The 25,602-nt window shown below is 43.4% G+C and carries 24 protein-coding genes, 1 pseudogene and 1 other annotated feature; of the genes and pseudogenes, 5 read left to right on the top strand and 20 right to left on the bottom strand.

Annotated elements, in window-relative coordinates; all coding sequences use genetic code 11:
- Window positions 1-42: 42 nt before the first annotated feature.
- Window positions 43-909: a M50 family metallopeptidase gene (locus ACFRAK_RS04565; RefSeq protein ID WP_394571357.1), complete on the bottom strand. Its 867-nt coding sequence runs from the start codon at window positions 907-909 to the stop codon at window positions 43-45.
- Window positions 902-1,651 carry a peptidoglycan DD-metalloendopeptidase family protein gene (locus ACFRAK_RS04560; RefSeq protein WP_387604482.1) on the bottom strand — a complete coding sequence of 250 codons (750 nt, stop codon included), beginning with the start codon at window positions 1,649-1,651 and terminating at the stop codon, window positions 902-904. The genes ACFRAK_RS04565 and ACFRAK_RS04560 overlap by 8 nt, the downstream gene beginning before the upstream one ends.
- A 259-nt stretch (window positions 1,652-1,910) precedes the next feature.
- On the opposite strand from ACFRAK_RS04560, the gene ACFRAK_RS04555 reads away from it, so the two are divergent.
- Window positions 1,911-2,354, top strand: a complete 444-nt coding sequence (locus tag ACFRAK_RS04555) for a S1 domain-containing RNA-binding protein (protein ID WP_034308861.1) — start codon at window positions 1,911-1,913, stop codon at window positions 2,352-2,354.
- Between the two features lie 126 nt (window positions 2,355-2,480).
- On the opposite strand, the gene minD is transcribed toward ACFRAK_RS04555, so the two are convergent.
- The 9 genes from minD to ACFRAK_RS04510 form a co-directional block, all read right to left on the bottom strand.
- Window positions 2,481-3,284, bottom strand: coding sequence for a septum site-determining protein MinD (gene minD / locus ACFRAK_RS04550; RefSeq protein ID WP_063594290.1), 804 nt, complete (start codon window positions 3,282-3,284; stop codon window positions 2,481-2,483).
- 2 nt (window positions 3,285-3,286) lie between these two features.
- The gene (gene minC / locus ACFRAK_RS04545) at window positions 3,287-3,970 is read right to left on the bottom strand and encodes a septum site-determining protein MinC (RefSeq protein WP_063232834.1); all 684 of its coding nucleotides are present in this window, start codon (window positions 3,968-3,970) and stop codon (window positions 3,287-3,289) included.
- Between the two features lie 117 nt (window positions 3,971-4,087).
- Entirely contained in the window at window positions 4,088-4,606 is a 519-nt protein-coding gene (mreD, locus tag ACFRAK_RS04540; RefSeq protein WP_192205957.1) for a rod shape-determining protein MreD, read from the bottom strand.
- The gene (mreC, locus tag ACFRAK_RS04535; protein ID WP_387707263.1) at window positions 4,603-5,475 is read right to left on the bottom strand and encodes a rod shape-determining protein MreC; all 873 of its coding nucleotides are present in this window, start codon (window positions 5,473-5,475) and stop codon (window positions 4,603-4,605) included. The genes mreD and mreC overlap by 4 nt, the downstream gene beginning before the upstream one ends.
- 136 nt (window positions 5,476-5,611) lie before the next feature.
- Window positions 5,612-6,631 carry a rod shape-determining protein gene (locus tag ACFRAK_RS04530; protein ID WP_034308871.1) on the bottom strand — a complete coding sequence of 340 codons (1,020 nt, stop codon included), beginning with the start codon at window positions 6,629-6,631 and terminating at the stop codon, window positions 5,612-5,614.
- A 149-nt stretch (window positions 6,632-6,780) separates the two neighbouring features.
- Complete coding sequence (radC, locus tag ACFRAK_RS04525; protein WP_394571369.1) at window positions 6,781-7,455, bottom strand: RadC family protein; 675 nt, start codon at window positions 7,453-7,455, stop codon at window positions 6,781-6,783.
- A gap of 65 nt (window positions 7,456-7,520) precedes the next feature.
- Window positions 7,521-8,090, bottom strand: a complete 570-nt coding sequence (locus ACFRAK_RS04520) for a Maf family protein (protein ID WP_192205958.1) — start codon at window positions 8,088-8,090, stop codon at window positions 7,521-7,523.
- Between the two features lie 191 nt (window positions 8,091-8,281).
- Window positions 8,282-9,256 (bottom strand): hypothetical protein, encoded by a 975-nt coding sequence (locus ACFRAK_RS04515; protein WP_394571356.1) that lies wholly within the window; start codon window positions 9,254-9,256, stop codon window positions 8,282-8,284.
- Between the two features lie 308 nt (window positions 9,257-9,564).
- Window positions 9,565-10,317 (bottom strand): prepilin peptidase, encoded by a 753-nt coding sequence (locus tag ACFRAK_RS04510; protein WP_394571355.1) that lies wholly within the window; start codon window positions 10,315-10,317, stop codon window positions 9,565-9,567.
- A 507-nt stretch (window positions 10,318-10,824) separates the two neighbouring features.
- Between ACFRAK_RS04510 and ACFRAK_RS04505 the strand changes: the two are divergent.
- Window positions 10,825-11,153 (top strand): annotated as a pseudogene (locus ACFRAK_RS04505) (transposase); the annotation flags it as partial.
- Between the two features lie 29 nt (window positions 11,154-11,182).
- Here the strand turns inward: ACFRAK_RS04505 and ACFRAK_RS04500 are convergent.
- Complete coding sequence (locus ACFRAK_RS04500; protein WP_387705081.1) at window positions 11,183-12,472, bottom strand: bifunctional folylpolyglutamate synthase/dihydrofolate synthase; 1,290 nt, start codon at window positions 12,470-12,472, stop codon at window positions 11,183-11,185.
- A 98-nt stretch (window positions 12,473-12,570) separates the two neighbouring features.
- Here ACFRAK_RS04500 and ACFRAK_RS04495 point away from each other — a divergent pair, with 98 nt between their 5' ends.
- On the top strand, window positions 12,571-13,512 hold the full coding sequence (locus tag ACFRAK_RS04495) for an ATP-grasp domain-containing protein (RefSeq protein WP_394571354.1): 942 nt from the start codon (window positions 12,571-12,573) through the stop codon (window positions 13,510-13,512).
- Window positions 13,481-14,323 carry an ATP-grasp domain-containing protein gene (locus tag ACFRAK_RS04490; RefSeq protein ID WP_387705085.1) on the top strand — a complete coding sequence of 281 codons (843 nt, stop codon included), beginning with the start codon at window positions 13,481-13,483 and terminating at the stop codon, window positions 14,321-14,323. The genes ACFRAK_RS04495 and ACFRAK_RS04490 overlap by 32 nt, the downstream gene beginning before the upstream one ends.
- A 73-nt stretch (window positions 14,324-14,396) precedes the next feature.
- Here ACFRAK_RS04490 and ACFRAK_RS04485 read toward each other — a convergent pair whose 3' ends face one another.
- The gene (locus ACFRAK_RS04485) at window positions 14,397-17,048 is read right to left on the bottom strand and encodes a valine--tRNA ligase (protein WP_394571353.1); all 2,652 of its coding nucleotides are present in this window, start codon (window positions 17,046-17,048) and stop codon (window positions 14,397-14,399) included.
- Between the two features lie 43 nt (window positions 17,049-17,091).
- Window positions 17,092-17,320 (bottom strand) — a binding site (T-box leader).
- 227 nt (window positions 17,321-17,547) lie between these two features.
- On the opposite strand from ACFRAK_RS04485, the gene ACFRAK_RS04480 reads away from it, so the two are divergent.
- A complete protein-coding gene (locus ACFRAK_RS04480) occupies window positions 17,548-17,739 on the top strand; it encodes a hypothetical protein (RefSeq protein ID WP_192205965.1) in 192 nt (63 codons plus the stop codon).
- 56 nt (window positions 17,740-17,795) lie between these two features.
- On the opposite strand, the gene ysxE is transcribed toward ACFRAK_RS04480, so the two are convergent.
- From ysxE to ACFRAK_RS04445, 7 genes are all read right to left on the bottom strand, one after another.
- The gene (gene ysxE / locus ACFRAK_RS04475; protein WP_387602607.1) at window positions 17,796-18,869 is read right to left on the bottom strand and encodes a spore coat protein YsxE; all 1,074 of its coding nucleotides are present in this window, start codon (window positions 18,867-18,869) and stop codon (window positions 17,796-17,798) included.
- A 94-nt stretch (window positions 18,870-18,963) separates the two neighbouring features.
- Window positions 18,964-20,367, bottom strand: a complete 1,404-nt coding sequence (gene spoVID / locus ACFRAK_RS04470) for a stage VI sporulation protein D (protein WP_394571352.1) — start codon at window positions 20,365-20,367, stop codon at window positions 18,964-18,966.
- 338 nt (window positions 20,368-20,705) lie between these two features.
- On the bottom strand, window positions 20,706-21,995 hold the full coding sequence (hemL, locus tag ACFRAK_RS04465) for a glutamate-1-semialdehyde 2,1-aminomutase (protein WP_387602602.1): 1,290 nt from the start codon (window positions 21,993-21,995) through the stop codon (window positions 20,706-20,708).
- A 41-nt stretch (window positions 21,996-22,036) separates the two neighbouring features.
- On the bottom strand, window positions 22,037-23,029 hold the full coding sequence (gene hemB / locus ACFRAK_RS04460; RefSeq protein WP_076364930.1) for a porphobilinogen synthase: 993 nt from the start codon (window positions 23,027-23,029) through the stop codon (window positions 22,037-22,039).
- The gene (locus ACFRAK_RS04455; protein ID WP_394571351.1) at window positions 23,026-23,823 is read right to left on the bottom strand and encodes a uroporphyrinogen-III synthase; all 798 of its coding nucleotides are present in this window, start codon (window positions 23,821-23,823) and stop codon (window positions 23,026-23,028) included. Before ACFRAK_RS04455 ends, hemB begins: the two co-directional genes overlap by 4 nt.
- Window positions 23,823-24,755 carry a hydroxymethylbilane synthase gene (hemC, locus tag ACFRAK_RS04450; RefSeq protein ID WP_387602595.1) on the bottom strand — a complete coding sequence of 311 codons (933 nt, stop codon included), beginning with the start codon at window positions 24,753-24,755 and terminating at the stop codon, window positions 23,823-23,825. The genes ACFRAK_RS04455 and hemC overlap by 1 nt, the downstream gene beginning before the upstream one ends.
- A gap of 9 nt (window positions 24,756-24,764) precedes the next feature.
- Complete coding sequence (locus tag ACFRAK_RS04445) at window positions 24,765-25,583, bottom strand: cytochrome C assembly family protein (RefSeq protein WP_253513634.1); 819 nt, start codon at window positions 25,581-25,583, stop codon at window positions 24,765-24,767.
- Window positions 25,584-25,602 lie beyond the last annotated feature (19 nt).

Raw genomic sequence — 25,602 nt, 5'->3', positions numbered from 1 at the left:
CAAAAAAAATCCTCTCCTCAATTTGAAGAAAGGATAACATATTTAATAAGAATATAATAGGTCGCCGATTTTCCCGTTTGTCATTTTCTCGGAAAAATAGGCGTGAAGGATTTCCGTTTCATCCAACGAGCCGGTCTCTTTCCCGTTTTTCATGATGATGACGGGGTGTTTACAACCGCGTTGAAACAGTTCCAGCACTTTAAAAATCGGTTCTTGTGAATCCACCGAGATCGGCTTCAGTTTCGCTAAATCATTCGTATGCCCATAATGGCGCTGCAAAAGAAAACGGATGAAAGCGTAATACCTCTGCCGCCATTCCATGACCAGTGAGAGACTTATGAAAAAGATGATGAGCCAGATGTTCAAATTGAGCGGATCCAGAATGATCCAGGTCACAAAAGCCAGGACTGCGAATACTGCAGAAAAGTGAAGTGTATGTTTCTGCGCTTCCAGAAAGGTGCAGTATAGGGATACACCGATGAATAGCAGCCGTCCCCCGTCCAAGGGCCAAATTGGCAGCAGATTAAAAATCAGCAGCATAAGATTCATATACAAAAAGGGCTGATACAGCTCATATGGGATGATAGAAAAGAAATAGAGCAAAAAAGCTGCACCAATGAGCCAAACATGTTGAAGCGGACCGGCAAGCACCACCGCCAAATCCTCCTTCAAGCTCTTATTTCCGTACTCCTCAGTCTCGACAGCCCCGCCAAAAGGAAGAAGCTGGATTGACTTTATCCGCCATTTGAAATGCTGGGCACAGACAGCATGCCCCATTTCATGAATGAAGACGATGAGCAACAGCATCATCATTTCAACGAAATGGGCAGTGAGGATGGCGATGCCAATGACAAACCACAATGTCGGGTGCACCCTGATTTTAAACAGTAATTTTCCATATTCACTCAAAGGAAATCACCTTTTTAGGATCGACGAAAGCATCATTTTCTTTTATCGCCAAATAAAATCTTCCCTTGGATCCATCTTCACTTAGTGTAACCTGTCCGACTTCATTGCCCTTTTTAACGAACTCATACAATTTCACATCAATTCCTTCCAGCTGCCCATACCAAGACTCACTTTTATTGGCATGCTGAATGACGACCGTCTTTCCAATCCCCTCCTTTTCACCGGCAAAGATGACTACCCCTTCATTGACGGCCTCGACCTTTGAGCCTTTGCTCGTTTCCAATATGATTCCCTCACCGTTCGTCTCGAAGTTTTGGGTAATCTTCGCAGAGGCTGGCATTGCATATTCTTCATTCGAATCAACAGTTTTCTTATCGGCCTCATTCGGTAAAAAAGCGATTGGTTTACCAAACGCACTTTCATACCAGTTGGAGATTGAAGCGAACTGAAATTCCTTGTTCATGTTCTCCGTGACAAAACTTCTGGCAGGGTCCAGCCGCACAGAAGGGTGTTTGAACATCACGGCGATAATCAGGAACAGGCATACACTGGCAAGGATTTTAAAGAAAAAATATTCTTTCTTGAAAAGCGGATGATCTTTCTCGGAATACCCGTTATATGAATCAATCCCATATGGTTCTTCATTGTTGATCTCCGTCCAACTGCTGCCACCTGCCGGTTTATCATTGAACTTGCGTCTCTTGGCGATACGATTTCGGATATCTTTCCTGCGATCATCCATTCCAGATTTCCCCCCTGCTCATGTCAAAGCGCTATATTACAGCGTATGAGCAACTTGTCCAGACTATGACGGAGAAAAGATTTTCTTTCTGCACTTCCCTAAAAAAAATTTTTTCAATGAAAAATCATCCGTAAATTTATGAATTACCAAGGGGGATTCGGATATCGATTCAGAAAATCGAATAATTGAGATTGATATTATCCCCCGAAATTTGTTATAATAAAGTGGTTTTAACATTATTGAGGGGGAACGTTTTTTTATGTCAATCGAAATAGGCAGCAAAGTACAAGGTAAAGTAACAGGTATCACTAATTTTGGAGCATTCGTAGAATTACCAGGAGGCTCAACAGGTCTTGTGCATATCAGTGAGGTAGCAGATAGCTATGTAAAAGACGTAAATGACCATCTTAAAGTAGGCGACCAAATTGAAGTAAAAGTGATTAGTGAGAAAGACGGAAAAACTGCCTTGTCCATCAAAAAGGCTATAGATAGACCCGAAGGGCAAACCTCTTCTTATACCAAACGCCCACCACGCCAAGGGGATAGCCGTTCTAAAGATTTTCGTTCAAAAGGTAATTTTCAACCAAAGGAAAATTTCGAAGATAAAATGGTTCGCTTTTTAAAGACTAGTGAAGAAAATTTATCGACTCTTAAACGCAGCACAGAATCAAAACGCGGCGGCAGAGGCGGAAGACGCGGATAAACCGCGCTGCATTTTTAGCATATAGATCAGGCAAGCCAATATGGCTTGCCTTTTTTATTTTGCAAGAAGCATAAAAAAAAGCGAGGGCATCAAATGCTCCCCGCTTCCTGACAAAAGAATATAGATTTACCGCACGCTAAAGAATTTTTTCAATTTGGATATGAAGCCCTTTGGTTCGCTGCCAATTGGAGTCAAGGGCACAGATTCACCAAGGATCCTTCTGGCAATGTTCCGATAGGCAAGCGAAACTCTATTGTCCGGATTATAGGCAATGGGTTCCTTTTTATTCGCTGCCACAATGACTTGGTCATCATCAGGAATGACGCCGATCAAATCAATCTTAAGAAAATCGGCAACACCATCGATATCCATTTCTTCATCCTCATGTAGCAAATGGCCGCGTATCCGGTTGATGATCAATTGAGGCGGTTCAATATGCTCTTCTTTTTCAAGCAAGCCAATAATACGGTCGGCATCCCTGACAGCCGGTCTCTCTGCAGTCGTAACGATGATTGCCTTATCCGCCCCAGCTATGGCATTCCTGAAGCCCTGTTCAATGCCTGCAGGGCAATCAATGATGACATAATCATAGTCAGGCTTCATATCGCTTATGAGTTTCCTCATCTGCTCTTCATTCACCACTGTTTTATCACTATTTTGCGGAGCTGGAAGCAAGTAAAGCAAATCCTCGAAATGTTTGTCCTTAATGAGCGCCTGGTGTATCTTACAGCGCCCTTCGACCACATCGACCAAATCATAGATGATGCGATTTTCCAATCCCATGATCACATCCAAATTCCGAAGACCAATATCCGTATCAATCAAGCAAACCTTCTTGCCTAGAAGAGCTAAAGATGTTCCTAAATTGGCGGAGGTGGTCGTTTTCCCGACACCACCCTTACCGGATGTTATAACTATTGCCTCTCCCACGATTAGAGACCCCCTTCTAATCTATTTAAATTAGGTCTATATTTCTTTAAGACTTGCAGTTTTTCTATTATGATATTTTCTTCTTCATCCATGAAGGCACATTCCAAGTCATGTCCCCATTTCGTATATTGGTCAGGAGATAAATTCACTTGTCCGGCAATGCGCAGCTGGGCAGGTTTCATGACAGAGGCTGCTATTATGGCCTCATTATTCCCTTTATAACCGGCATGGGCTATTCCCTTTAGCTGTCCCATGATATATATGTTGCCACCCGCACGAACCGTACCGTCGGGATTGACATCCCCAATTAAAAGTAAGTCTCCGGGAACTTCAAAAACCTGTCCCGACCTTATGACCTTGGTCACGGTCGTCACTTGGTTTTCATCTTTCCATCGTTTCGCTTCATCCTTCGTCAGGACATTCGAAATCATCTCATCCACGAAAAGCTTCTTCTTTTTATGGATGACCTCTTTAATCTTTTCTTCTTGTTGTTCATCAAGATAGCGGTTCCCTGTATGTACTTTTACGGAAATGGACGGGTCATTTTCTTGAAACTGATAGTTTGCCGAAAGCTTCACTTCTAACTCTTTCAATAATTCGGAAAATGAGCAAGAATCATCGAGATGAAGCATAAACCCGTCTTTTGTTCCCTTAATCATGACATTTTGCTGAATTCTTTTATTCATGACGTTTGTTTCACCTCAATGAAATATAATTCGACATAGGAAAACAAATTTCCTTTTTTCTACGTACAAGGAAAAGGGAAAATACATTTCCCCCCTGCTTCTTAAGACACAGGAACGTTATTCCGTTTCTCCTTGCAAATCAAGCTTTTCAATCATTCTTTTTAAAGGATAGCAGCTGATGATAATAAACGCTAGATTCAATAATAATGTCGGAATCAATCTCCGTTCCGCAAATTCACCAAATCCCATATCTGCAAAAGATAGGATGATATTCATCTGAAAGATGACAACCTCTAAAACTGCCGTGGATAAAAGCGCAGTAAGGCAGGCGATCAATATGTTATTTTGCAGGATTTTCATGCTTTTCGATATCAGATAGGCGAGAAAAGGCAGCAGGAACATGTAAATCCCCAGGATTTCCGTATATACAACATCATAAGTCAACCCAAGAATCGCCCCATAAAGCATACCCATTTTCCTGGATCCGTACATGGTCAGGAAAAAAACGAAAATCATCATGAAATGGGGCACGAGTATCTTATCGGACCCGAATGCATCTCCAGCGAACATCTGGGCGAAGATGCTTTCAAAAACAAAAAAAACCAAGGCTATAAAAGAAAGGATGAAATATCTCACTCAGCTCCATCCTCCCCTTCACTTTCTTTCGGTACACCGTCCACTTCGCGCTGAACGACCATAACATTATTAATATCATAAAAATCCGTCGAAGGTTCAATATATGCGGTCTGGTTCAATCCATATTGATCCACTTTTACATCGACAACTTTCCCGATCAGCAGACCTTTCGGAAAGATTCCGCCATAACCGGATGTGATGACCAATGAATTTTTCTTGATCTTTTTATCATATGGAATCCGTTTCATCAGCAAAAGGTTCTTTTTATCATCGAACCCTTCAATCAAGCCATATGCTTTATCATCACCTTGAATGATGGCCGAGACGCGGTTGGCTTTATCGATCGAACTTAAAAGTTGAACCGAGGCCGTGAAATCCGTCGCTGATTTCACCTTACCGACTAACCCATTGGATGTGATGACTGCCATGTTTTTTTCTACCCCATTACGCTTCCCCTTATTGATCGTCAGCATTTCATGCCAGCGGTCGGGATTACGGCCAATGACCGTCGCCTGAGTTGGCGAATATTTCCTCAGGTCATCTTCTTTTTTGAGGTTATCGCGAAGTTCTTCATTTTCTTCCTTTAAATCCTGGACTTGGGTTTTCAATAATACATATTCATCCAAGCGGGCTTTCAATTTTCTGTTTTCATCGTATGTATGTTGAAGGTCTTTTAAGCCCCCTACAAAACCTGTTATACCCGATACTGGCTTATTAAACACATTACCTACCCAGCCTGTCGTATCTTTCAGGAATTGCTCCGGCCAAGTCAACTCTTCTCTCTCCCTTAATGAAAAACCGATCAATGCCACGAGAACGATAATACTAACGAGCAAGAGAAGGAGCTTTTTATTAAAAAACTGTGGCATGGTGATTACACCTCTATCTAAAAATTTACTCTATGGTTTTAAACTTACACTATGGATTTAATTAAACTGTAGAACATAAGAAAACCGGCTCAAAATTGCACCTTTTGTTGAGCCGGCCCTATTTGAGAAGTAATGCTTATCGCGAATCTCTTGATTTAGTCTTGAATAAATGAATGTGGTCCAGCGCTTTTCCCGTTCCAATTGCAACACAATCCAGTGGATTCTCAGCGATGATCACCGGCATTTGCGTTTCTTCACTGATGACTTTATCCAAATTGCGCAGCAAAGCACCCCCGCCTGTCAATACAATGCCTCTGTCCATGATGTCAGCGGCCAATTCAGGTGGTGTTTTCTCTAAAGTGTTTTTCACGGAATCCACAATTGCAGAAACTGTGTCGCTTAATGCTTTGGATATTTCTTCAGCTGTGATTTCGATTGTTTTCGGTAATCCAGTCAATAGGTCACGTCCGCGAATTTCCATGTTTTCTACGCCTTCCGTGTCACCGGCAGAACCAATTTCCATCTTGATCGCTTCAGCAGTACGCTCACCGATCATCAAATTGTAGTTCTTACGGATGTAAACGATAATGGCATCATCCATTTCATCACCGGCAATACGGATCGATTGGCTTGTAACGATTCCGCCAAGGGAAATGATTGCCACTTCCGTCGTTCCTCCGCCGATATCAACGACCATGCTTCCTGTAGGCTCCCAAACCGGAAGGTCTGCACCGATCGCTGCTGCAAACGGTTCTTCGATAGGATATGCGTCCCGTGCTCCAGCTTGTCTAGCTGCATCGATGACTGCACGCTGCTCAACTGCCGTAATTCCAGAAGGCACACAAATCATGACATATGGCTTATTGCCGAATACACCCTTCTTTTGAGCTTCCTTCATATAGTACTTCATCATGGTAGCCGTCGTTTCATAATCAGCAATGACTCCATCCTTCATCGGGCGAAGGGCAACCACGTTACCAGGTGTACGGCCGATCATGTTTTTCGCATCGTTTCCGACTGCAACGATTTGCTTTGTATCTGTTTGCACAGCTACAACCGATGGTTCACGTACCGCGATGCCTTTTCCTTTCACATAAACAAGCGTATTCGCCGTTCCTAAATCAATCCCTATATCTCTAGCGCCAATTCCAAACATTATGGTATCTCCCTTTCGTAAACAAAAATGCCTTTTTATAAGTTCAAATAATAATTTGTCGTTTTTTGACAATAAGACCCTTTGAAAAAGTTTCCTCTTTTAAAAATCATAAACAATATTATATCGTATCGTCAAAAAATTTGATAGTGTCATAAATAACCTTTTTCCTTCAAACTAACATATTTATGCTCCCCGATAATGATGTGGTCCAATACTTCAATCCCGATTATTTTACCACATTCGACTAACCTTTTCGTCACTTCAATATCTTCTCTGCTGGGAGAGGGGTCTCCGGAGGGGTGGTTATGAAGACAGATGATAGAGGCGGCGGACCTTTTGAAAGCCTCTTTAAAGATCTCGCGCGGATGCACGATCGATGCATTGAGGCTGCCGATGAATACCGTAGTTTTTTGAAGCACTTGATTTTTCGTATTTAAATAGAGACAGACGAAATGTTCCTGTGATAAAAACCGCATTTCTTCCATGCAATAGTTGGCTCCATCTTCAGGAGACCGAATCACATACCGGTCTTGATCATTCAAATTGTTAATTCTCCTGCCAAGTTCGACAGAGGCCAGGATTTGAATCGCTTTTGCTTCACCAATCCCTTTGATCAAGGTCAGTTCTTCCACTGAGGCTTCTTTTAACAAGCGCAGGCCCTTGAAGGAATTGATGAGCCTGCCGGATAGTTGCAGGACTGATTCCTCCCTTGACCCAGTCCTGAGCAGCAAAGCAAGCAATTCCTGATTGGAGAGACTTTGCGGCCCGTCCTGTAGAAACCTTTCGCGCGGCCGCTCTTCTTTCGGGTAATCCCGTATTAACATTTTTTCGCTCAAAAGATCAACCCTTTCTTAATAAAAGGGAAGATGCCAGACGAAATCAAATTATCTTATCCTAACTCTTCCTGCATCGCTTTAAGTTCCCGGGCCAGTCTTGAGACCGGAAGCCCGACGACTGAGAAATAGTCTCCTTTGATTTGTTCGACAAGAAGAGATCCGTATCCTTGAATCCCATAGCCGCCAGCTTTGTCAAAGGGTTCCCCGCTATCCAGATAACGTTCGATTTCAGCTTCTGGCAGCTCCCAAAATGTCACTTCCGTTTTTTCTGCGAATACTCTGCGATGCTTGCCGAATAGGATGGCGACACCTGTGTATACTTCATGTGTCCGTCCTGATAACATTTCCAGCATTCTTTTTCCATCCGCCCGGCTTGTCGGCTTACCCAATATCTCACCATCAAGGACAACAACGGTATCCGAGCCGATCACCCAGCTTTCCTGAAACTTTGCTGCGATGGCTTCCGCTTTACGGGATGCCAGTTCTTTCACCGCTGCATCAGGACACATGTTTTCATCAATACTTTCATCGACATTGGAATTCATGCTTTCAAAGGGGATTTGAAGAAATTGTAGAAGTTCTTTACGACGTGGTGATGAAGAAGCTAAAATCAATGGCTGCATAATAAAAAGTCACCTTTCTTTACATAGGGAGATACAATATCTATCCTATCAAATTATGTTGCAATCCACAATTATTGTTTACTAGGAATCGACAAAAGCCTGTAAGTATTTCCCGGAAAATAAAAAAGATGTCACAGATGGTTTCATATTGGGGAGCTTGTCCCATTAGGCAGCCCCCCTTTTTTCATTCCTTAACTCGATATATTTTGGAAATTCAATAAAAAATCAAGCAGGCTTTCTTGAGCTTGGAATAGCTTTTCTTCATTTTTGGAAGTCCCATATTCGTCAATCGACTTGGCGGCAGCAGTCAGGTCATCGTTCATTTTCGAAAACTCCGGCGATAATTTCACCGCCTTCAGTTCATCCATATTTTTTTTCAAGGTTCCTTCGTTTACCGCCCCTTCCTTTCCACGAAGTTTAGTTGCCGATGTTTCTGCCAATGAAGCATATACTGCCTTCATCTTATCGAGGGTTTTCTCATCTTCCGGGCTTGTCCCGGTTGCTTCTAAATTGATTTCCTTCCAATATACGTCCACATCATAGGACTTTAAGAACAAGGCCAGCTCCTTACTTGCAGCTAGACTCTCTGCCGATCCCAAGAATAGATAATAGCTGTCTTCCAATTTGAAAATTTCAGCAGGAACCTGCTTTTCAATGATTTTCTTTTGTATTTGCCTTGCTGCATCCTCGCTGCTGAATACTCCTCCCTGTACAAGGAATGTCTTCAGCTGGTTTCCTGGTTCAGTCACTGCCGCTTTTTTATCCTCAACTGTGGCTTCCGTTGGAATCGAGGTCTCGACCGAAGATACTTCTGCTTTTTCCTTTGTAATTGTTTTAACGGCGATCAAGCCGAGAATCGACCCAAAAAAAACGGCACAAATGACAGCGATCATGAATGTCTTGATCGGCCTTTTATCCTGGCTTTTCAGCGAACTGGTGCCAAAACCGATGAACTTCGGCATTTTTTTCTTCGGCGGTGAGGGAACCAATACGATTTTGTTTTCGTTTGAATCCTCAGGGAGTATCCATTCGAAACTCTCATCTGTGTGTTCCTGTTCGTGCTCCTTACTCGCCGCCTCTTGACTTTCAATCTTTTTATCTGGAAATACTTTTTCTTCCCCATTTATTTTAATCGTTACACCCTTGCTTTGTTCCGGCTTGCCCAATTTTTTTCCTCCCCTCCAAATCATTTTTTTCATCCTAACATAGAGGTAAAAAAAAATAACAAGACTTTTGTCGTCTTGTCATTAATAGGTTTCGTCAAATTTCCCTATTCATATATGGGTAGCCAACCAAGGTTTCCAAGGTACTGGTACTTCCGGTTCATGTACCATTCAATATCGCCACTCACCAATTACATATATTCCTCTTTCATGTCATCTACACTTGCAGCCATTTGGGGATAGTTCCCTACTTCGCTATTGTTCAGGTGATTTTTGACAAATTCCTCCTGCATTAGGATGGCCCTTTAAGCTCACCTTAAAAAAGTTACATACCAATGTAAAAGGGCATCGCCCCAAAAATAAGCAGTAAATGTCCCAAAAACGATATACGGTCCGAAAGGAATAAGTGTTTTCTTTTTTAGGATTCCGGTCAGCAATCCGATGATGCCAAGGAATGCCCCATAAAAGCACGCAAAGAGAAGCGATAATAGCACCATCTTCATTCCCAGTACAAAGCCAATCACTGCAAATAGCTTGATATCACCGCCGCCCATGCCACCCTTGCTCACGACAGCGATCAATAACAGCAAGCTAAAGCCAACCGCTGCCCCGACAATTGAATCCCACCAGGGCGACAGCGGAAAGGGGACTCTTAGAGCGATAAAAGTCACCGTAAAGAAAAGCAGTATTTTATCAGGAATGAGCATATAGGCGACATCCGTCACGAAGATGATCATAAATAATGAAATCAATGTCCAGCCAATCAAGAGTTCGCTCGACCAGCCAAGGAAGATGGGTGCAGAGGTAAACAAAACACCGGTCAGCATTTCCACTGCCGGATAAAGGGGTGAAATCCTTGTTTTACAGCCACGGCATTTCCCTTCTTGCAACATATAAGAAATAACCGGTATCAACTCGAAGAATGTCAATGTACGCCCGCAAGAAGGGCAGGCGGAGCGACGATTAGCAAATGAATGACCAGCTGGAACACTTAAACCGACAACGTTGAAGAATGAGCCTAAAATCAAGCCCAAAACGAAGAGATAGATATGGATAACCATCATTTATACATAGTGCATGAGGATTCGATTGCCTTTCTGTGAAACCCTGATATAAAAGTCCCTTCCGTTATGTAATAATCACTTCGGTTCTTCATGATTATCATTCCTCCTGTTATTTTATTAAGTAGATCCTACTATTCATCAGTCACATAGAATCAATATATAAACATATTTTAACAAATATACTTGGTGATTTGTTATCAATCATTCTATTAGAGTTTTTTCTTTTCAAGAGACTTGTTAACAAGAGAAAAGGACCTTCGAAAAGATCCTTTTCTCAGACTGTAGACAAACTCGATGAAAATAGAGTTTGTCTACAGTTTTTTTGGGGGTTTGTGCAATTTGAACGTTAATTTCCACTCCAGGCACTCGCTTTCCGCGGGCGGTCCGGGAGCCTCCTCGGCGCTTTTGCGCCTGCGGGGTCTCCCCTGGACTCGCTTTTCTAAGCAGGAGTCTCGAACACCCGCTCCAATCAACTTTGTTTTAACTTATAGATGCCAGGTGATGAGGATGCTTTCTAAATATGATTCTATTCAGCGTGATCAACTTGAAATGATTACTTTAGATCAACTGGTGCATGCGAACCATTTGGTTCGTAAAATTGAGGCTGTCATTGACTTCACTTTCATTTATGACTTGGTGAAAGATTTGTATTCAGAGATAGGACGCCCAAGTACTGATCTAGTTATAGTAGTCAAACTGACTTTCATTCAATATAACTTCGGTATTCGTTCAATGCGTATAACAGTTGAAGAAATTAAACAAATATGGCTTACCGTTGGTTCCTAGGCTTTGGTTTCCATGATAAAGTGCCTCATTTCTCAACATTCGGGAAAGATAATTAGTCCGCCGGTAAAGGTACATCCCTTTAGGCACCTTCTCTGATCAGGAACTCCCTCACAAGTGAAAGGAAATGAAGGGACCCTGTGATGACAAGAATCTCTTTTTTCCCTGTTTTCCTTCTGCCTTCCGTTATTGCCGCCTGCCAATCCCAGTTTATACTTTTATTTGGATGACTGCACTTTTCATAAAGCGTTTTCGCATCCGCCGCCCGTTCATGGTCGAATTCGGTAATGATGATTTCCATCGCTTCCGTTTCCAGTCCATGAAGCATATCGGAATAATTTTTATCTTTAAATGAACTGAATACGAATCGGTACTTATAGTCGGGGTAATGCACTTTTAGCGTTTCCTTCAGTACGTCGATGCCGGCAGGATTATGTGCACCATCAATGATCACCAATGGCTCATCCGATATTTTTTCAAAGCGGCCATTCCATTTCGCTTCCCCTATTCCTTTAAGTATGCTTTTTTCATCGATATTTTCCATTCCTAATGTGACAGCAGCAATGGCCAATGCCGCATTCTCCATTTGATGGCGCCCTAACATCCGCATTTCCACATTTTCGATGGACCTGTCTGCAAGCGAAAAGGAGAAACTTTGCCCTCTTTCACTTTGCTTTATTTTGCCTACATGAAAGTCTTTGCCTAATTGGTAATAAGGTACGCCTAATGACGACGCTTTTTCTTCAATTACTTTTGCTGGTTCCCCGGCTGTGACTCCGCTAATGATCGGCGCCCCGCTTTTAATGATGCCCGCCTTCTCAAAAGCAATTTCCCCAAGTGTGTTTCCCAGGATGTTCGTATGTTCCAAAGAAATCGAGGTAATGATCGAAAGAAACGGCTGGATGACATTCGTTGTATCGAGCCTGCCTCCCAAACCGGTTTCCATCAAAACCAAATCCACTTCCTTTTTGCTAAAATAAGAGAATGCCATGGCGGTCAAAATTTCGAACTGAGTGGGACCATTCCCCTTACTGTCCATCCCTTGAATGATCGGCCAAAGCTCCTGGAAGACAGCGATAAAATCCTTATCACTGATTTCATCCTCGTTAATCTTCAGCTGCTCATTCATCCGTATTAAATAAGGCGAAGTGAAGGAAGCGACCCGAATGCCTTGGGCAAGCAGGATTTCTTTAATATATTGCAGTGTTGATCCTTTCCCGTTGGATCCTGCAATGTGAATATACTTTAGCGCCTTGTGCGGGTCACCTAATTCAGTTAACAATGTTTCCATTCGTGATAGGCCAAAATTCATGCCCAATTGAATTTGGCGCCGTTCAAAAAAATGATTGATTTCTTTCATGGTTGTTACCATTATCGTTGAGCCTCCTCTTTCTTTATACCGCTCTTATGCGTTAAGATTATTTTATCAATATATGAACGATTAACCTAGATGAAAGGTAGTGCTTTACAATGAAACCTTCAGATTTCCACTGTTGGATTGTCGTTAATGGCTATTTACAGCATGATAAGTTTTCCAGTTTGGCTTTGTTCATTAAAGAGGCGGCTGAAAGGAAAGATATCATGGCAACCCTTATCCGCAATTCAGATCTCTTTCCCATTATCGAAAAAGGAGTGCCACTGCTTAAAGGTGCCTTTGATAAGCTGCCTGATTTTGTCCTGTTCATGGATAAAGACATTCATTTGGCACGCCATTTGGAATTGCTCGGCATCCCCGTATATAACAGCAGTACAGCGATCGATATTTGCGACAGCAAAGCAAAAACACATCAAGCATTGACCGGCCATGGCATCCCGATGCCGAAAACCATATTCCCCCCTTTTACCTACGAAGGGATAGAAAGGGTCCATATGGATGCTTTCATGCAAATCGGCAATGAACTTGGGTATCCCCTTGTCGTTAAGGAAGCGTACGGTTCTTTTGGGGAACAAGTATATTTAATCCCAACAGAGGATGAGTTACTAAAGACGATCCATAATCTTGGCCACAAGCCATTTATACTCCAGGAATTCATCAAGCACAGCAAAGGTCGGGACATTCGTGTGAATGTCGTGGGAAATCAAGTCATAGCAGCGATGCAACGCCATTCCGAGCAAGACTTCCGAGCTAATATGACTGCCGGGGGACAGGCTGCACCTTATATACCCACCAGTGAAGAAGCACAACTTGCCATCCGATGTGCGCAAATTTTGGGTGCCGACTTCGCTGGCGTCGATTTGTTGTTCGGTGAAGAAGGTCCGCTTTTGTGCGAAGTGAATTCGAATTCGCATTTACTGAATATTTATGAATGTACAGGCATCAACATCGCTGATAGTCTGTTCGATTATATCTTGAAAGAATTAGGAAAAGGAAGTGCATCTGATGAAAAAACAAGCAGGCTGGTTGATTTATAACCGTAAAGATGCCTTGAAGAATAAGGGATACATAGATTGGATGCTTGATGAAGCAAGTAAGCTTGACCTTGATTTACACTTTCACTTTCGGGAAGATCTTAGGATCGGTCATCGTTTCAACAAGTTGTACGTGGAACATGGGACACAGCCCATTTCATTGCCGGACTTTGCTATCGTCCGGACCATCGACCCTTTTTTTACAAAGCAACTTGAGCAACTGGGGATTGCTTGCTTTAACTCCTCCTTCGTATCGGAAATCGCGAACGACAAAGCAAAGACGCATCAATATTTGTCCTCGCTCGGGATTCCAATGGCCGATACCGTATATTGTAACGGGAGGCCGAGTGCAGATGACATGGAGTTCCCTTTCATTGCTAAGGAAATACGTGGTCGCGGCGGGAAACAAGTATATCTAATCGAGCATGCCGATGATCTTGCCGAACTGAATGATGGAAATTGGATAGTCCAAAAACCTGGCTTATTCGGCAGGGATATCCGCGTCTTTGTGGTTGGGAAAAAAGTGAAGGCTGCTGTACTTAGAGAGTCCGCTTCCAGTTTCAAGGCAAATTATACGCTGGGCGGATCGGCTTCTCTATATGAGCTGACCGCTTCTGAATTAGCCCTTGTTGAAAGAGTAATGAGTTCGTTTGATTTTGGCCTGGTCGGTATCGATTTCATATTGGCGGAAGATGGCAGCCTCATGCTCAACGAAATCGAGGATGTCGTCGGCAGCCGGACATTAAGTGCACTAAGTGATATGAATATCGTACGGGAGTACCTTTCATTCATAAAAGAAAGAATATCATCCTAATGGAATATTTTTCTTGAATAGCATTTAAACACAAAAAGGATGAACCGGCTTCAAGCTGGTTCATCCTTTTGTTTTACAATTGTTTCAGTTCGCTGATCCTGTGGATTACAGAGTCGCGTTTTTCGCTATAGTCTTTTTCCTTGGCACGTTCTTCTTCGATGACGCTTGCCGGCGCCTTTTTAACGAAGCCCTCGTTGCCCAATTTTTTCTGTACGCGCTCAACTTCTTTATTAAGTTTGTCGAGTTCTTTTTCAAGACGTTTCACTTCTTCGTCAATGTTGATCAGTCCTGTAAGCGGAAGGATTAGCTCTACGCCAGTTACGACAGCTGTCATGGCTTGAGCAGGTTCTTCGACTTCGATTCCGATCGTCAATTGTTCAGGATTACAGAAACGCTCGATATAGCTGCTGTTTTTCTGTAAAGTCCCTAAGATGGATTCATCTTTCGCTTTTAAGATTAAATTGATTTTTTTGCTTAGCGGTGTGTTCACCTCAGCACGGATATTACGGACGGAGCGGATGATTTCAACCAGCAGCTTCATTTCCTCGGCTGCAGCTGTATCCGTCAACCCTTCATTCACTTCCGGCCAAGCGGCAACAGTGATGGACTCACCTTGATGCGGTAGGTTCTGCCAGATTTCTTCGGTAATGAATGGCATGAATGGGTGTAACAATCTCATCGTGTTATCCAGTACATAAGCCAAGATCGAGCGCGTCGTCTTCTTAGCTGCTTCGTCATCGCCATATAGCGGAAGCTTCGCCATTTCAATATACCAGTCACAGAAATCATCCCAAATGAAGTTGTAAAGCACACGGCCCACTTCACCAAACTCATAACGGTCCGCAAGTCTGGTTACGTTTGAAATCGTTTCATTCAAACGCGTCAAGATCCATTTATCAGCTACAGACTTCTCACCGCTTAAATCAATTTCGTCATAAGTCATGCCGTTCATGTTCATCAAAGCAAAACGGGATGCGTTCCAAATCTTATTGGAGAAGTTCCAAACCGCTTCCACTTTTTCCGTGCTATAACGAAGGTCCTGTCCTGGCGAGCTGCCAGTGGATAAGAAGTAACGCAGCGAATCGGCACCGTATTGATCGATTACATCCATCGGATCGACACCATTGCCAAGCGATTTACTCATCTTGCGCCCCTGTTCGTCACGAACCAGACCGTGGATCAGCACATCTTCAAATGGACGTTCACCAGTGAACTCAAGAGCTTGGAAAATCATCCGTGATACCCAGAAGAAAATGATATCATAGCCTGTCACAAGTGCCCCGGTTGGATAGTAGCGTTGGAAATCGACATTGTCCTTGTCAGGCCAGCCCATAGTCGAGAACGGCCATAATGCCGAGCTGAACCATGTATCAAGGACATCTGTATCTTGTTCCCAGTTTTCAGCGTCCGCAGGTTCTTCGTGACCTACATACACTTCACCTGTTTCTTTATGGTACCAGGCTGGAATGCGGTGGCCCCACCAAAGCTGACGGGAAATGCACCAGTCGCGGATATTTTCCATCCAATGCAGGTACGTTTTTTCGAAACGGTCCGGTACGAAATGAACTTTTTCCTCATCGGTTCCTTTTTGAAGCTCAACGGATGCATCAGCCAACGGCTGCATTTTAACGAACCATTGAGTCGAAAGATATGGTTCAACAACAGCACCGCTTCTTTCTGAGTGGCCGACTGAGTGAAGGTGATCTTCGATTTTGAAAAGTACTCCTTCTTCCTGAAGGTCCTTTACGATTTGTTTCCGGCATTCAAAACGGTCCATGCCTTCATATTTACCAGCCTTTTCATTCATCGAGCCATCTTCATGCATGACAAGGATGCGTTCCAAATCGTGACGGTTCCCGATTTCGAAGTCATTCGGATCATGAGCCGGAGTAATTTTGACCGCGCCTGAACCGAATTCCATATCGACATAATCATCACCGACAATTGGGATTTCCCGGCCTGTAATTGGCAAGCGGACCATTTTGCCGATCAAGTGTTTATAACGGTCATCTTCAGGGTGTACAGCCACAGCAGTATCGCCAAGCATCGTTTCTGGACGGGTGGTGGCAATTTCAATTTCTCCTGATCCGTCAACCAAAGGATATTTCATATGGTAAAATGCGCCCTGCACATCCTTGTAAATAACCTCGATATCGGATAACGCCGTTTTCGTTGATGGATCCCAGTTGATGATGTATTCGCCGCGATAAATCAAGCCCTTGTTATAAAGCGAAACGAACACTTCGCGCACAGCTTTTGAAAGCCCTTCATCAAGAGTGAAGCGTTCACGTGTATAATCAAGTCCAAGACCGAGCTTTGACCATTGTTCACGGATATGGCTCGCATATTCCTCTTTCCATTTCCAAGTCTCTTCGACGAATTTTTCTCGCCCAAGGTCATAACGGCTCACGCCTTCAGCACGAAGTTTCTGTTCCACTTTCGCTTGAGTGGCGATACCGGCATGGTCCATGCCCGGTAACCATAAAACGTCATAGCCTTGCATCCTCTTCATGCGTGTCAATATATCTTGAAGCGTCGTATCCCAAGCGTGGCCAAGATGAAGCTTACCTGTCACGTTAGGCGGCGGGATGACAATCGTATATGGTTCTTTTTTATCGTCACCCGTCGTTTCGAAAAATTTTCCATCAAGCCACCATTTGTAGCGGCCTTTCTCTATCGTTTGCGGATCATATTTAGTCGGCATAGAAATTTGGTTCTCTTCCATAACATTTCCTCCTTTTTGGGCATAAAAAAAACTTCCATCATCACAAAAGGACGAAGGAAGTTGTTCGCGGTGCCACCTTTTTTCCGAAAAAGAAAAAAATCTCTTTCGGCTCTCAAATCGGATAACGGCTCTTCACCGGCCTTCGCTACTAAGGGGTTCACGAAGACTGCTCGCGGACGACTTCGGATGCTGCTGCCTGGAAACCTCGCACCAATTTGGTTTCCTCTCTGAAAAGTGCATTTCATCTTACTATTTCCGGTCTTTGCATTGATTTATATTCATAAGTAAAATCATTGAATGCATATAGTATATAGTACAAAAAACATGGGGCTCGAGTCAATCATCTTTTCGCTTACTTTCTCAGGAATCATCCCTTTTGATACAATTCAAGTTCATTTTCTTTATTTTATCCGCCAGAAACAGTGAATGTGACGGCTGTTTCACCTTTTTCACTGCCCACCCATAGAATATAAGAAGTCCTAAAAAGGAAGGTAATATTATGAAGCGAAGATATACTCCCTATACTTTACCGCCTTGGGTGAAGAAATTCCGCGGTGTCTGCCAGCAGTTCATCTTCCCCTTTATTGTGTTCCAAGGATTACGTACGCTGATTTTCCCGACTTTCTTCGATATGCTCCTGCTAATCGCCTTTATTTTCCTGGCCATGTCTTTGTATTTCGAATGGATTTAAGTATTCCCTTACAGCAAAAAAATATACATGACTGGAGATGATCCAATCATGTATATTTAGCTTGGGGGTGATTGTTCTTCTTCTTTGGTAGCCTCGGCGGCTGCCTTTTTCTGCTGTTCGATTTCTTCAATTTTCATCACCATATATTCAATATTTTTCAAAAGCCAAAATTGCCGCTGCAGTTGTGTAACATTATCAAGCTCTGAACGATGGCCCGTGCCATCGGAGTAACCCTTCACTAATTCCAAAGCTGACCCAGGGAATGCCAGATAGCTTTGCATGAGCAGCAATTCTTCTTCTTTCAACGGAAAATAACGAAAATAGTTATATAGCCAGTCAACGCAGTCATCGCATTGGACAGGATAGGTTCTGGCTGATTTAACGAGAAATGGCAGTAAATCGAAATGCGGCGGAGCTGTATTCGAATTCTCAAAATTGATGAAGTAGCCATAACCCCGCTCATCATAAACGAAATGCTTCATGGAAACCTTTCCGTGCGTGACCACGGTTCGAACCTTTTCACTATCCTTCGTTTTTTCATACCAGGTTTCAAATTTCTTGATCGAGTACCTCAGCGCCTGTGAAATATCCGTGTAGAAAGAACAAACCGTCAGTTCGAATGGAGACATATACCACTTCTTTTCACAGCTGACAATATACTCATCGATGAATTCCTTCTCGTTATTCCAGGCATCAAGCGTCCGCTCATAATGGGCTTCCCGTTCCTCGATATCCACTTGTATTTCCTTAACGGAAAGTGTATGCATCCGAGCGAGCTCCCTGAACATTTGCTTATGATTTTCATCGCGCTCCCCGTCCCTTTCATTATTGAGCCAGGGCATCAGGTAATACAAACGTCCATTATGAAGAACGGCGTAACGCTGATCCATCGTTTGATAAATGGGAACGATCCGGTTATAGCCGCGATGGTACAATTTTTGAACATTTTTCATAAAATCAATGCCGTTCTGCGGTACCATGGATTTCAAGGCAAATGTACCGCGATCACTGTATACTTTTTTTACACGTCCGAAGTCCTCAATATATTGTACATACATGGCATATTCCTTCAATACGGTCTCCGCGTCCCAATCCCGATTGGCAGGCTGCTGATTCTCGTTTTCCCTCACGAGACTCACTCACTTTCTCTAAAAAACTGAACGATCCGATTCCTCTAGCACCTAAAAAACAGGAGCAGACCATATGCTCTGCTCTCTGTCCTGGTCAATTCTTATATGCAACCGCCTTCGGTATATAGATGACTTGCCCTTCATGGACGTTCTGATTCGACTCCAATTCATTGCTGAAAAGTATCGATTGAACCGTAACATCATATCGTTGAGCCAAGTCTTCAAGCGTTTCCCCTTGCTGAACAATGCAAACCTTCATCCTTACTAGTTCTTCTTCTTGTTTCCGTCCGAATAAATCCATGATGGATAGCTGCTTTTCATCATGATTGGCCGTTTCTTTATCATCACGTTCCGCGGCTTGTTTCCTGCCTTTGAAATACTTACCCTCCTTAGCCGGAGGCGCTGGTCTTTCCCTCTTTTTGAATAGATCGCTTATGGACGAATTGGATTCCTCTTCCTGTTCCACCTTCACATTCTCATTAAGGATAGGGCCCGCTGCAACGTCATCTTCTCCCTGCCAGATAACATCCTCGGATTCTAAATTTGAAACAGGGCTATTTTGATGCATGGTTGCATGACTTGGCTCTTCCACTACATCTTCTCTCAATGTCACCTTAGGAATCTCCATCTTCTCCATGGAATCCTGCCTGCTTGGTACTTCCTCCAGTTTCGCCTCTTCCATTGAAGGTACCATTTCCTCGGAGTCATGCGGATTGCCAATTACTTCTTCTTCTACAGCTTCTTCCTCTCTATGCACTTCCGCTTCCCACTCCTCCTCTTCCGGATATGGTGAAACGGGCATTTCAAAAACTGGGGCATTATGCTGATCGCTTAAAAAAATCGGTTCCTCTTCTTCTTCTTCGTTTGCTTCGGAAACTCGTTTTGATTCTGCAGAAAAAGGCGCGTATAACTCTTCTTCCTCCTCATCACGGAAAACAGGCTGAAAATCCGGGATTGGCGGCACAGCAGCTGCATAAGGAATATATGACTCGTTTTCCCCATCCGTTTCTTCCTGTTCCTCTGTTTCCCCAACTTCCTGCTCAGTATCGAAACGTTCTTCCACATATGAATCATTATAGATTCCGGTTATCAAAAGGTCCGCCTGCAATTTCAAACAATTATGCTCTGGCATGGCATAATCAAAGCTTTGAATCGAGACATCGACCTCATCCAATGAGGCAATCCGATTATTCGGAATCGTTATATCAACCGGAAAACGGTGTGTGAACTCATTAAGTCCATCAAGATGCCTCTCGACCTTTTGAACTGCTTTTGGCAAAAAGGTCTGCGAAAACTCCTCTTCTTCACCATTTTGCGAGCCTTTGTATTCACCGCTTAAATCTAACGAGCCTCGTATATAAACATATTGATCACTTTCTTGAATCGCCACATTCGGATCAAGGGAAATGGAATATAGCTCAGCCACTTCCTGTCCCTTCTGGAACCAAACGGATTCCTCTAAAGAAAATCGTAAATACGATTCATTTTCTTGCGACAAGACAACTCCTCCTTTCAGCTTCAGGAAACGGTACCTATACCAATATCAATCTATGAAGGAAGGAAGCTGATTATTCCTTCATTTCATTTGCAATACTCCTTATCTTTCCTAAGCCTTTTAAAAAGAAGGAGATCCAATTATGTATCAATCGGGCTGAAAAATCCGGCATGATCCGGACTACCGTCTTATTAATTCGGCCTCCTACTTTTGATTCGTTTCTTCCATTTACTGATTGTATGCAAAAAAAAAACTGGCAGCCTTTCTCCAAAAGCCTTTGGTAGAAAGGGTAGCCAGTTCAAATTATTATCTAATATAGCGGTAGTTCATGATGCCTTGCATCATTTTTTTAATTTTGCAAAAGCCTGTTCTGCCGCTGCAATGGTCTTTTCAATATCTTCATCACTATGTGCAGTGGAAAGGAATAAACCTTCAAACTGTGACGGCGGCAAGTAGATGCCTTGATTCGCCATTTCCCTATAGTAAGAAGCAAAGAACTCTAAGTCGGATGTTTTAGCTGTATCATAGTTTATGACTTCTTCATTAGTAAAGAAAAGTCCAATCATGGAACCGGCACGGTTGAATGTATGGGGAACTCCGTACTTTTCCGCTGCTTCTCCAATTCCTTTTTCGAGCATATCCCCTTTTCGGGTGAACTCATCATAGGATTCTGGAGTCAATTGGCTCAGCGTTTCAAGGCCAGCCGTCATCGCAAGAGGGTTACCAGATAATGTCCCTGCTTGATAGATTGTCCCACTCGGGGCAATCTGTTCCATGAATTCGCGCTTGCCTCCGAATGCTCCGACAGGCAAGCCGCCGCCAATTACTTTCCCAAGGCAAGTCAGGTCAGGTATGATGCCAAAATAGCCTTGTGCACAATTATAGCCTACACGGAACCCTGTCATAACTTCGTCAAAGATCAATAAAGCCCCGTATTGGGTCGTCACTTCACGTAAGCCTTCGAGGAAACCAGGTTGTGGCGGAACCACGCCCATGTTCCCTGCAACAGGTTCCACGATGATGCAAGCGATGTCTTCGCCAAATTGTTCAAACGCATATTTGGTTGCAGCAAGATCATTATATGCTACGGTAATCGTATTTTTAGCAATGCCTTCCGGTACTCCAGGGCTATCCGGTAAACCTAACGTTGCAACGCCGGAACCCGCTTTGATTAGCAATGAATCGCCATGGCCATGATAGGAACCTTCGAATTTCAGGATTTTATCACGGCCTGTAATGCCTCGTGCCAGCCTTAGTGCACTCATCGTCGCTTCGGTTCCTGAAGATACCATCCGAATCATTTCAATCGAAGGCACCCGTTCAATGACCAACTTGGCCAGTTCATTCTCGATCAGCGTAGAAGTTCCAAAGCTTGTACCTGATTCCGCTACCTTTTTCAATGATTCCACGACACGGTCATTCGTGTGTCCAAGGATAAGCGGTCCCCATGATAGAACATAGTCGATATATTCATTTCCATCGATATCATACATTTTTGAGCCTTTTCCACGCTCCATGAAAATGGGATCCATGTCCACAGATTTAAAGGCACGTACCGGGCTGTTCACGCCGCCTGGCATCAAATTTTTTGCTTCGGCAAACGCTTTTTTCGATTTTTCATATGACCGCATGATTCCATCCCCTTTTTCCATTACAGGTTATATTTTTTATATCATTGATTATCTTCATTTATCCAGCGTGCTACCTCTTTTGAAAAATACGTAATGATCAAGTCGGAACCTGCGCGTTTCAAACCTGTCAGCATTTCCATCACTATCGCTTTTTCATCAATCCAGCCATTTTGGGCAGCAGCCTTGACCATTGAATATTCACCGCTGACATTATAGGAAACAACCGGAAGATTAAAGTTATTCTTAACGTCCCTGATGATGTCCATATAGGAAAGGGCTGGTTTCACGATTAGGAAATCCGCACCTTCAGCAACATCGGATTCAGCCTCACGGAACGCTTCAAGGCGATTGGCGGGATCCATTTGGTAAGTTTTCCTGTCGCCAAATTGTGGCGCACCATTCGCAGCATCACGGAATGGGCCGTAAAAAGCCGAAGCGTATTTCACCGCATAGGACATGATCGGAATATCTTCATAACCCGCTTCATCCAGACCTGTACGGATGGCCGCAACGAAACCGTCCATCATATTGGAAGGCGCAATGATATCGGCGCCGGCCTCTGCCTGGCTGATTGCCGTTTTGGCAAGAAGGTCAAGAGAGGCGTCATTAAGGATTTTTTCCCCTTCAACAACCCCGCAATGGCCATGGCTTGTATACTCACAAAGGCAGGTATCCGCAATGACAATAACTTCTGGATATTGTTTTTTAATAAAGCGGGTTGCCTCTTGCACAAGTCCGTTGTGATGAAATGCCCCTGTGCCTTGTTCGTCTTTATCATGATCAAAAGGGACACCGAATAAAATGACTGATTTGATTCCCAGACTCACGACCTCATCCATTTCGGCCCCCAGATTATCCATCGATAGCTGATAGATGCCCGGCATGGAGTTGATTTCATTTTTCACATTTTCCCCGTCGATGACGAAGATCGGATAGATCAAATCCTCTTTATGCAATTGTGTTTCACGGACTAATGCCCTCATGCCAGCACTTGCACGCAAGCGGCGGTGGCGATTGAATGGAATGTTTTTCATTTTAAAGTTCCTCCCTTTTCACTTCTTTTCAAGATGAAGCGTATTAACTCCGCAACCATGGCATCCGTCGTATATACATCTGGACATACATCGACGGATAGCCCATGTTTTTCAGCTGTTTTAGCGGCAATCGGCCCGATTGCTGCGATGATGATCCGGTCTATGTATGTATCCAATTCATGGCGTTTCATGATCTGCAAAAAATGATTGACCGTCGATGAACTCGTAAAGGTTATGATGTCGATTTCATGGTTCTTTATAAGACGCACCAGTTTTTTTTCACTGCTTCGGGGAAGCACTGTATGATAAATAATCACTTCATCACAAGATGCACCAGCTTCATTGATTGCCTCCGCAATGACTGCCCTTGCGAGATTTCCTTTTGCCAGCAGCACGCGTGCCCCCGGATCAAGCCGGGTATTGAACTCCGCCACGAACCCTTCGGCAACAAACTGAGCTGGAACGAAATCCGCCTTATATCCATGCCGTTTCAGGGCCGCTTCTGTTTTGGAGCCGATTACGGCTATTTTCGGAAGCTTTAAAGGCTGGTCTCCAAGTAGCTTAAAGAAGAAATCCACTCCATTTTGACTGGTCAGAATGATCCAGTCATATGTAAGCAACTTTTCTAACCGCTGTTGTACATCTTCCAAATGATCAGGAAGAGTGAACTCAAGCAATGGCACAAGAAGCGGCGTTCCGCCATTTTTTTCGATCGACTCTTTTAAACCATCTGCCTGTCCTTTCCCTCTGGTGATTAACACCTGATAATCCTTAAGAGGTTGAACGGGATTCATTACTGATCAAGCTCTTCTTTTACGCGATCGATCAATTCTTTACCGCCCATTTCACTAATCTGTTTGGCAGCAGCATGCCCAACAGCCTCGGGATCGGCGCCCTCGACCATTTCTTTATAAATCACCTTTCCATCCGGGGCAGCGACCAAAGCCGTCAACGAAACGGATCCATTTTCTTTTGCCACCGCATATCCGGCAATCGGCACCTGGCATCCGCCTTCCATTTTATCCAAAAAGGCACGTTCCGCTTCAACCGTTCTTTTCGTTTTCTCACAGGTCAATTTCGCAAGTTCCGCCAGCAGATCCTTGTCGTCTTCGCGGCATTCAATGGAAAGTGCTCCTTGTCCAACTGCCGGAATGCAAATATCCTCATCTAAAAATTCCGTTACGATGTCCTGTTCCCATCCCATTCTTGATAGTCCGGCCGCTGCTAAAATGATGGCATCATAATCTTCCGTTTTCAGCTTATTCAGACGGGTATCGATATTACCGCGAATCCATTTAATTTCAAGGTCCGGCCTTCTAGCCAAAATTTGCGCGCCGCGGCGCAAGCTGCTTGTACCTATGATGGAACCGGGCTTCAGTTCGGAAAGAGTTTCATGGTTCTTTGAAATCAAGGCATCCCGATGGTCCTCCCTAGGTGGTATGCAGCCAATCGTCAAGCCTGGAGGCAGCACAGCAGGCATATCTTTCATACTATGTACGGCCATATCAATTTCTTTATCAAGCATCGCTTGTTCGATTTCTTTAACGAATAAGCCCTTTCCGCCTACCTTGGAAAGTGTTACATCAAGGATTTGGTCACCCTTTGTGACAATTTCCTTCACCTCGAACTCGTATGGGACCCCAAGCTCTTTAAGTTGATCGATTACCCAGTTCGTTTGGGTGATCGCTAATTTACTACGTCTAGAACCGACAATTATTTTTCTCATAGTTTCCTCCTAAGTATTCCAAAAGTGGAATGTTGAAAGGCTTCCGAAAAGGAAAAAGTTAATCAACACAATCATGAAAGATCCAATATTCAGAAAGGCTAGCGTCCTTCCATACATTTGTTTCCGAATTTTCAAGTATAAAAACACACTGTAAGCGATAAGCAAAATGAATGAGCCGATGATCTTCATGTCCAGCCAGGATACCCCAGGCACTTTTATATAAGCCCATTGAATCCCCAGGATAAGGGAGACCACCAATAATGGAACACCTATTACTGCGAGGACATAAGACATATGCTCGAGCTTTGTTAAATCGCCGAGTCGAAGCAGGCGTTTTCCCCATTTCTTCCTTTTCAGTAAATCATATTGAATTAAGTATAAAAGTGAAAAAACGAAAGAAAGCGTGAATGCCCCATATGATAGGATGGCAAAAGTGATATGTATGAGCAATAGCTCCGAAACGAGGCGCTGTGCAAGCACTTGAGATTCTATCTGAACAGGTGCGAATGTATGGATGGCCATGACCATGAAACCTAATACATTCGTAAAAAAGACCGTAAAATCGACTCTTAACAATCGGTTGATGATTAAAGATAACGATATGAGGACCCATGCATAAAAATATAGTCCTTCAAAAATCGTCAATACCGGGAACCTTCCCGTTTTCAACACATACAGAAACAAAAAAATTGTTTGCAGCACCCAAACAATAGAAAGCAACCAGAAGGCGACCCTATTCGCCTTCTGGTTATTATTAAGGAAATCGATAAAATATAAAAGCATACTGACGGCATACAACAAAACAGTGGCTTCATGCAATCTTGTCATTAGTAATTCCATCTCTACC

It is taken from the genome of Peribacillus sp. NPDC056705, assembly GCF_043656335.1.
The sequence above is the reverse complement of the archived record's forward strand: the minus strand, read 5'-3'. Positions and strand labels throughout refer to the sequence as shown.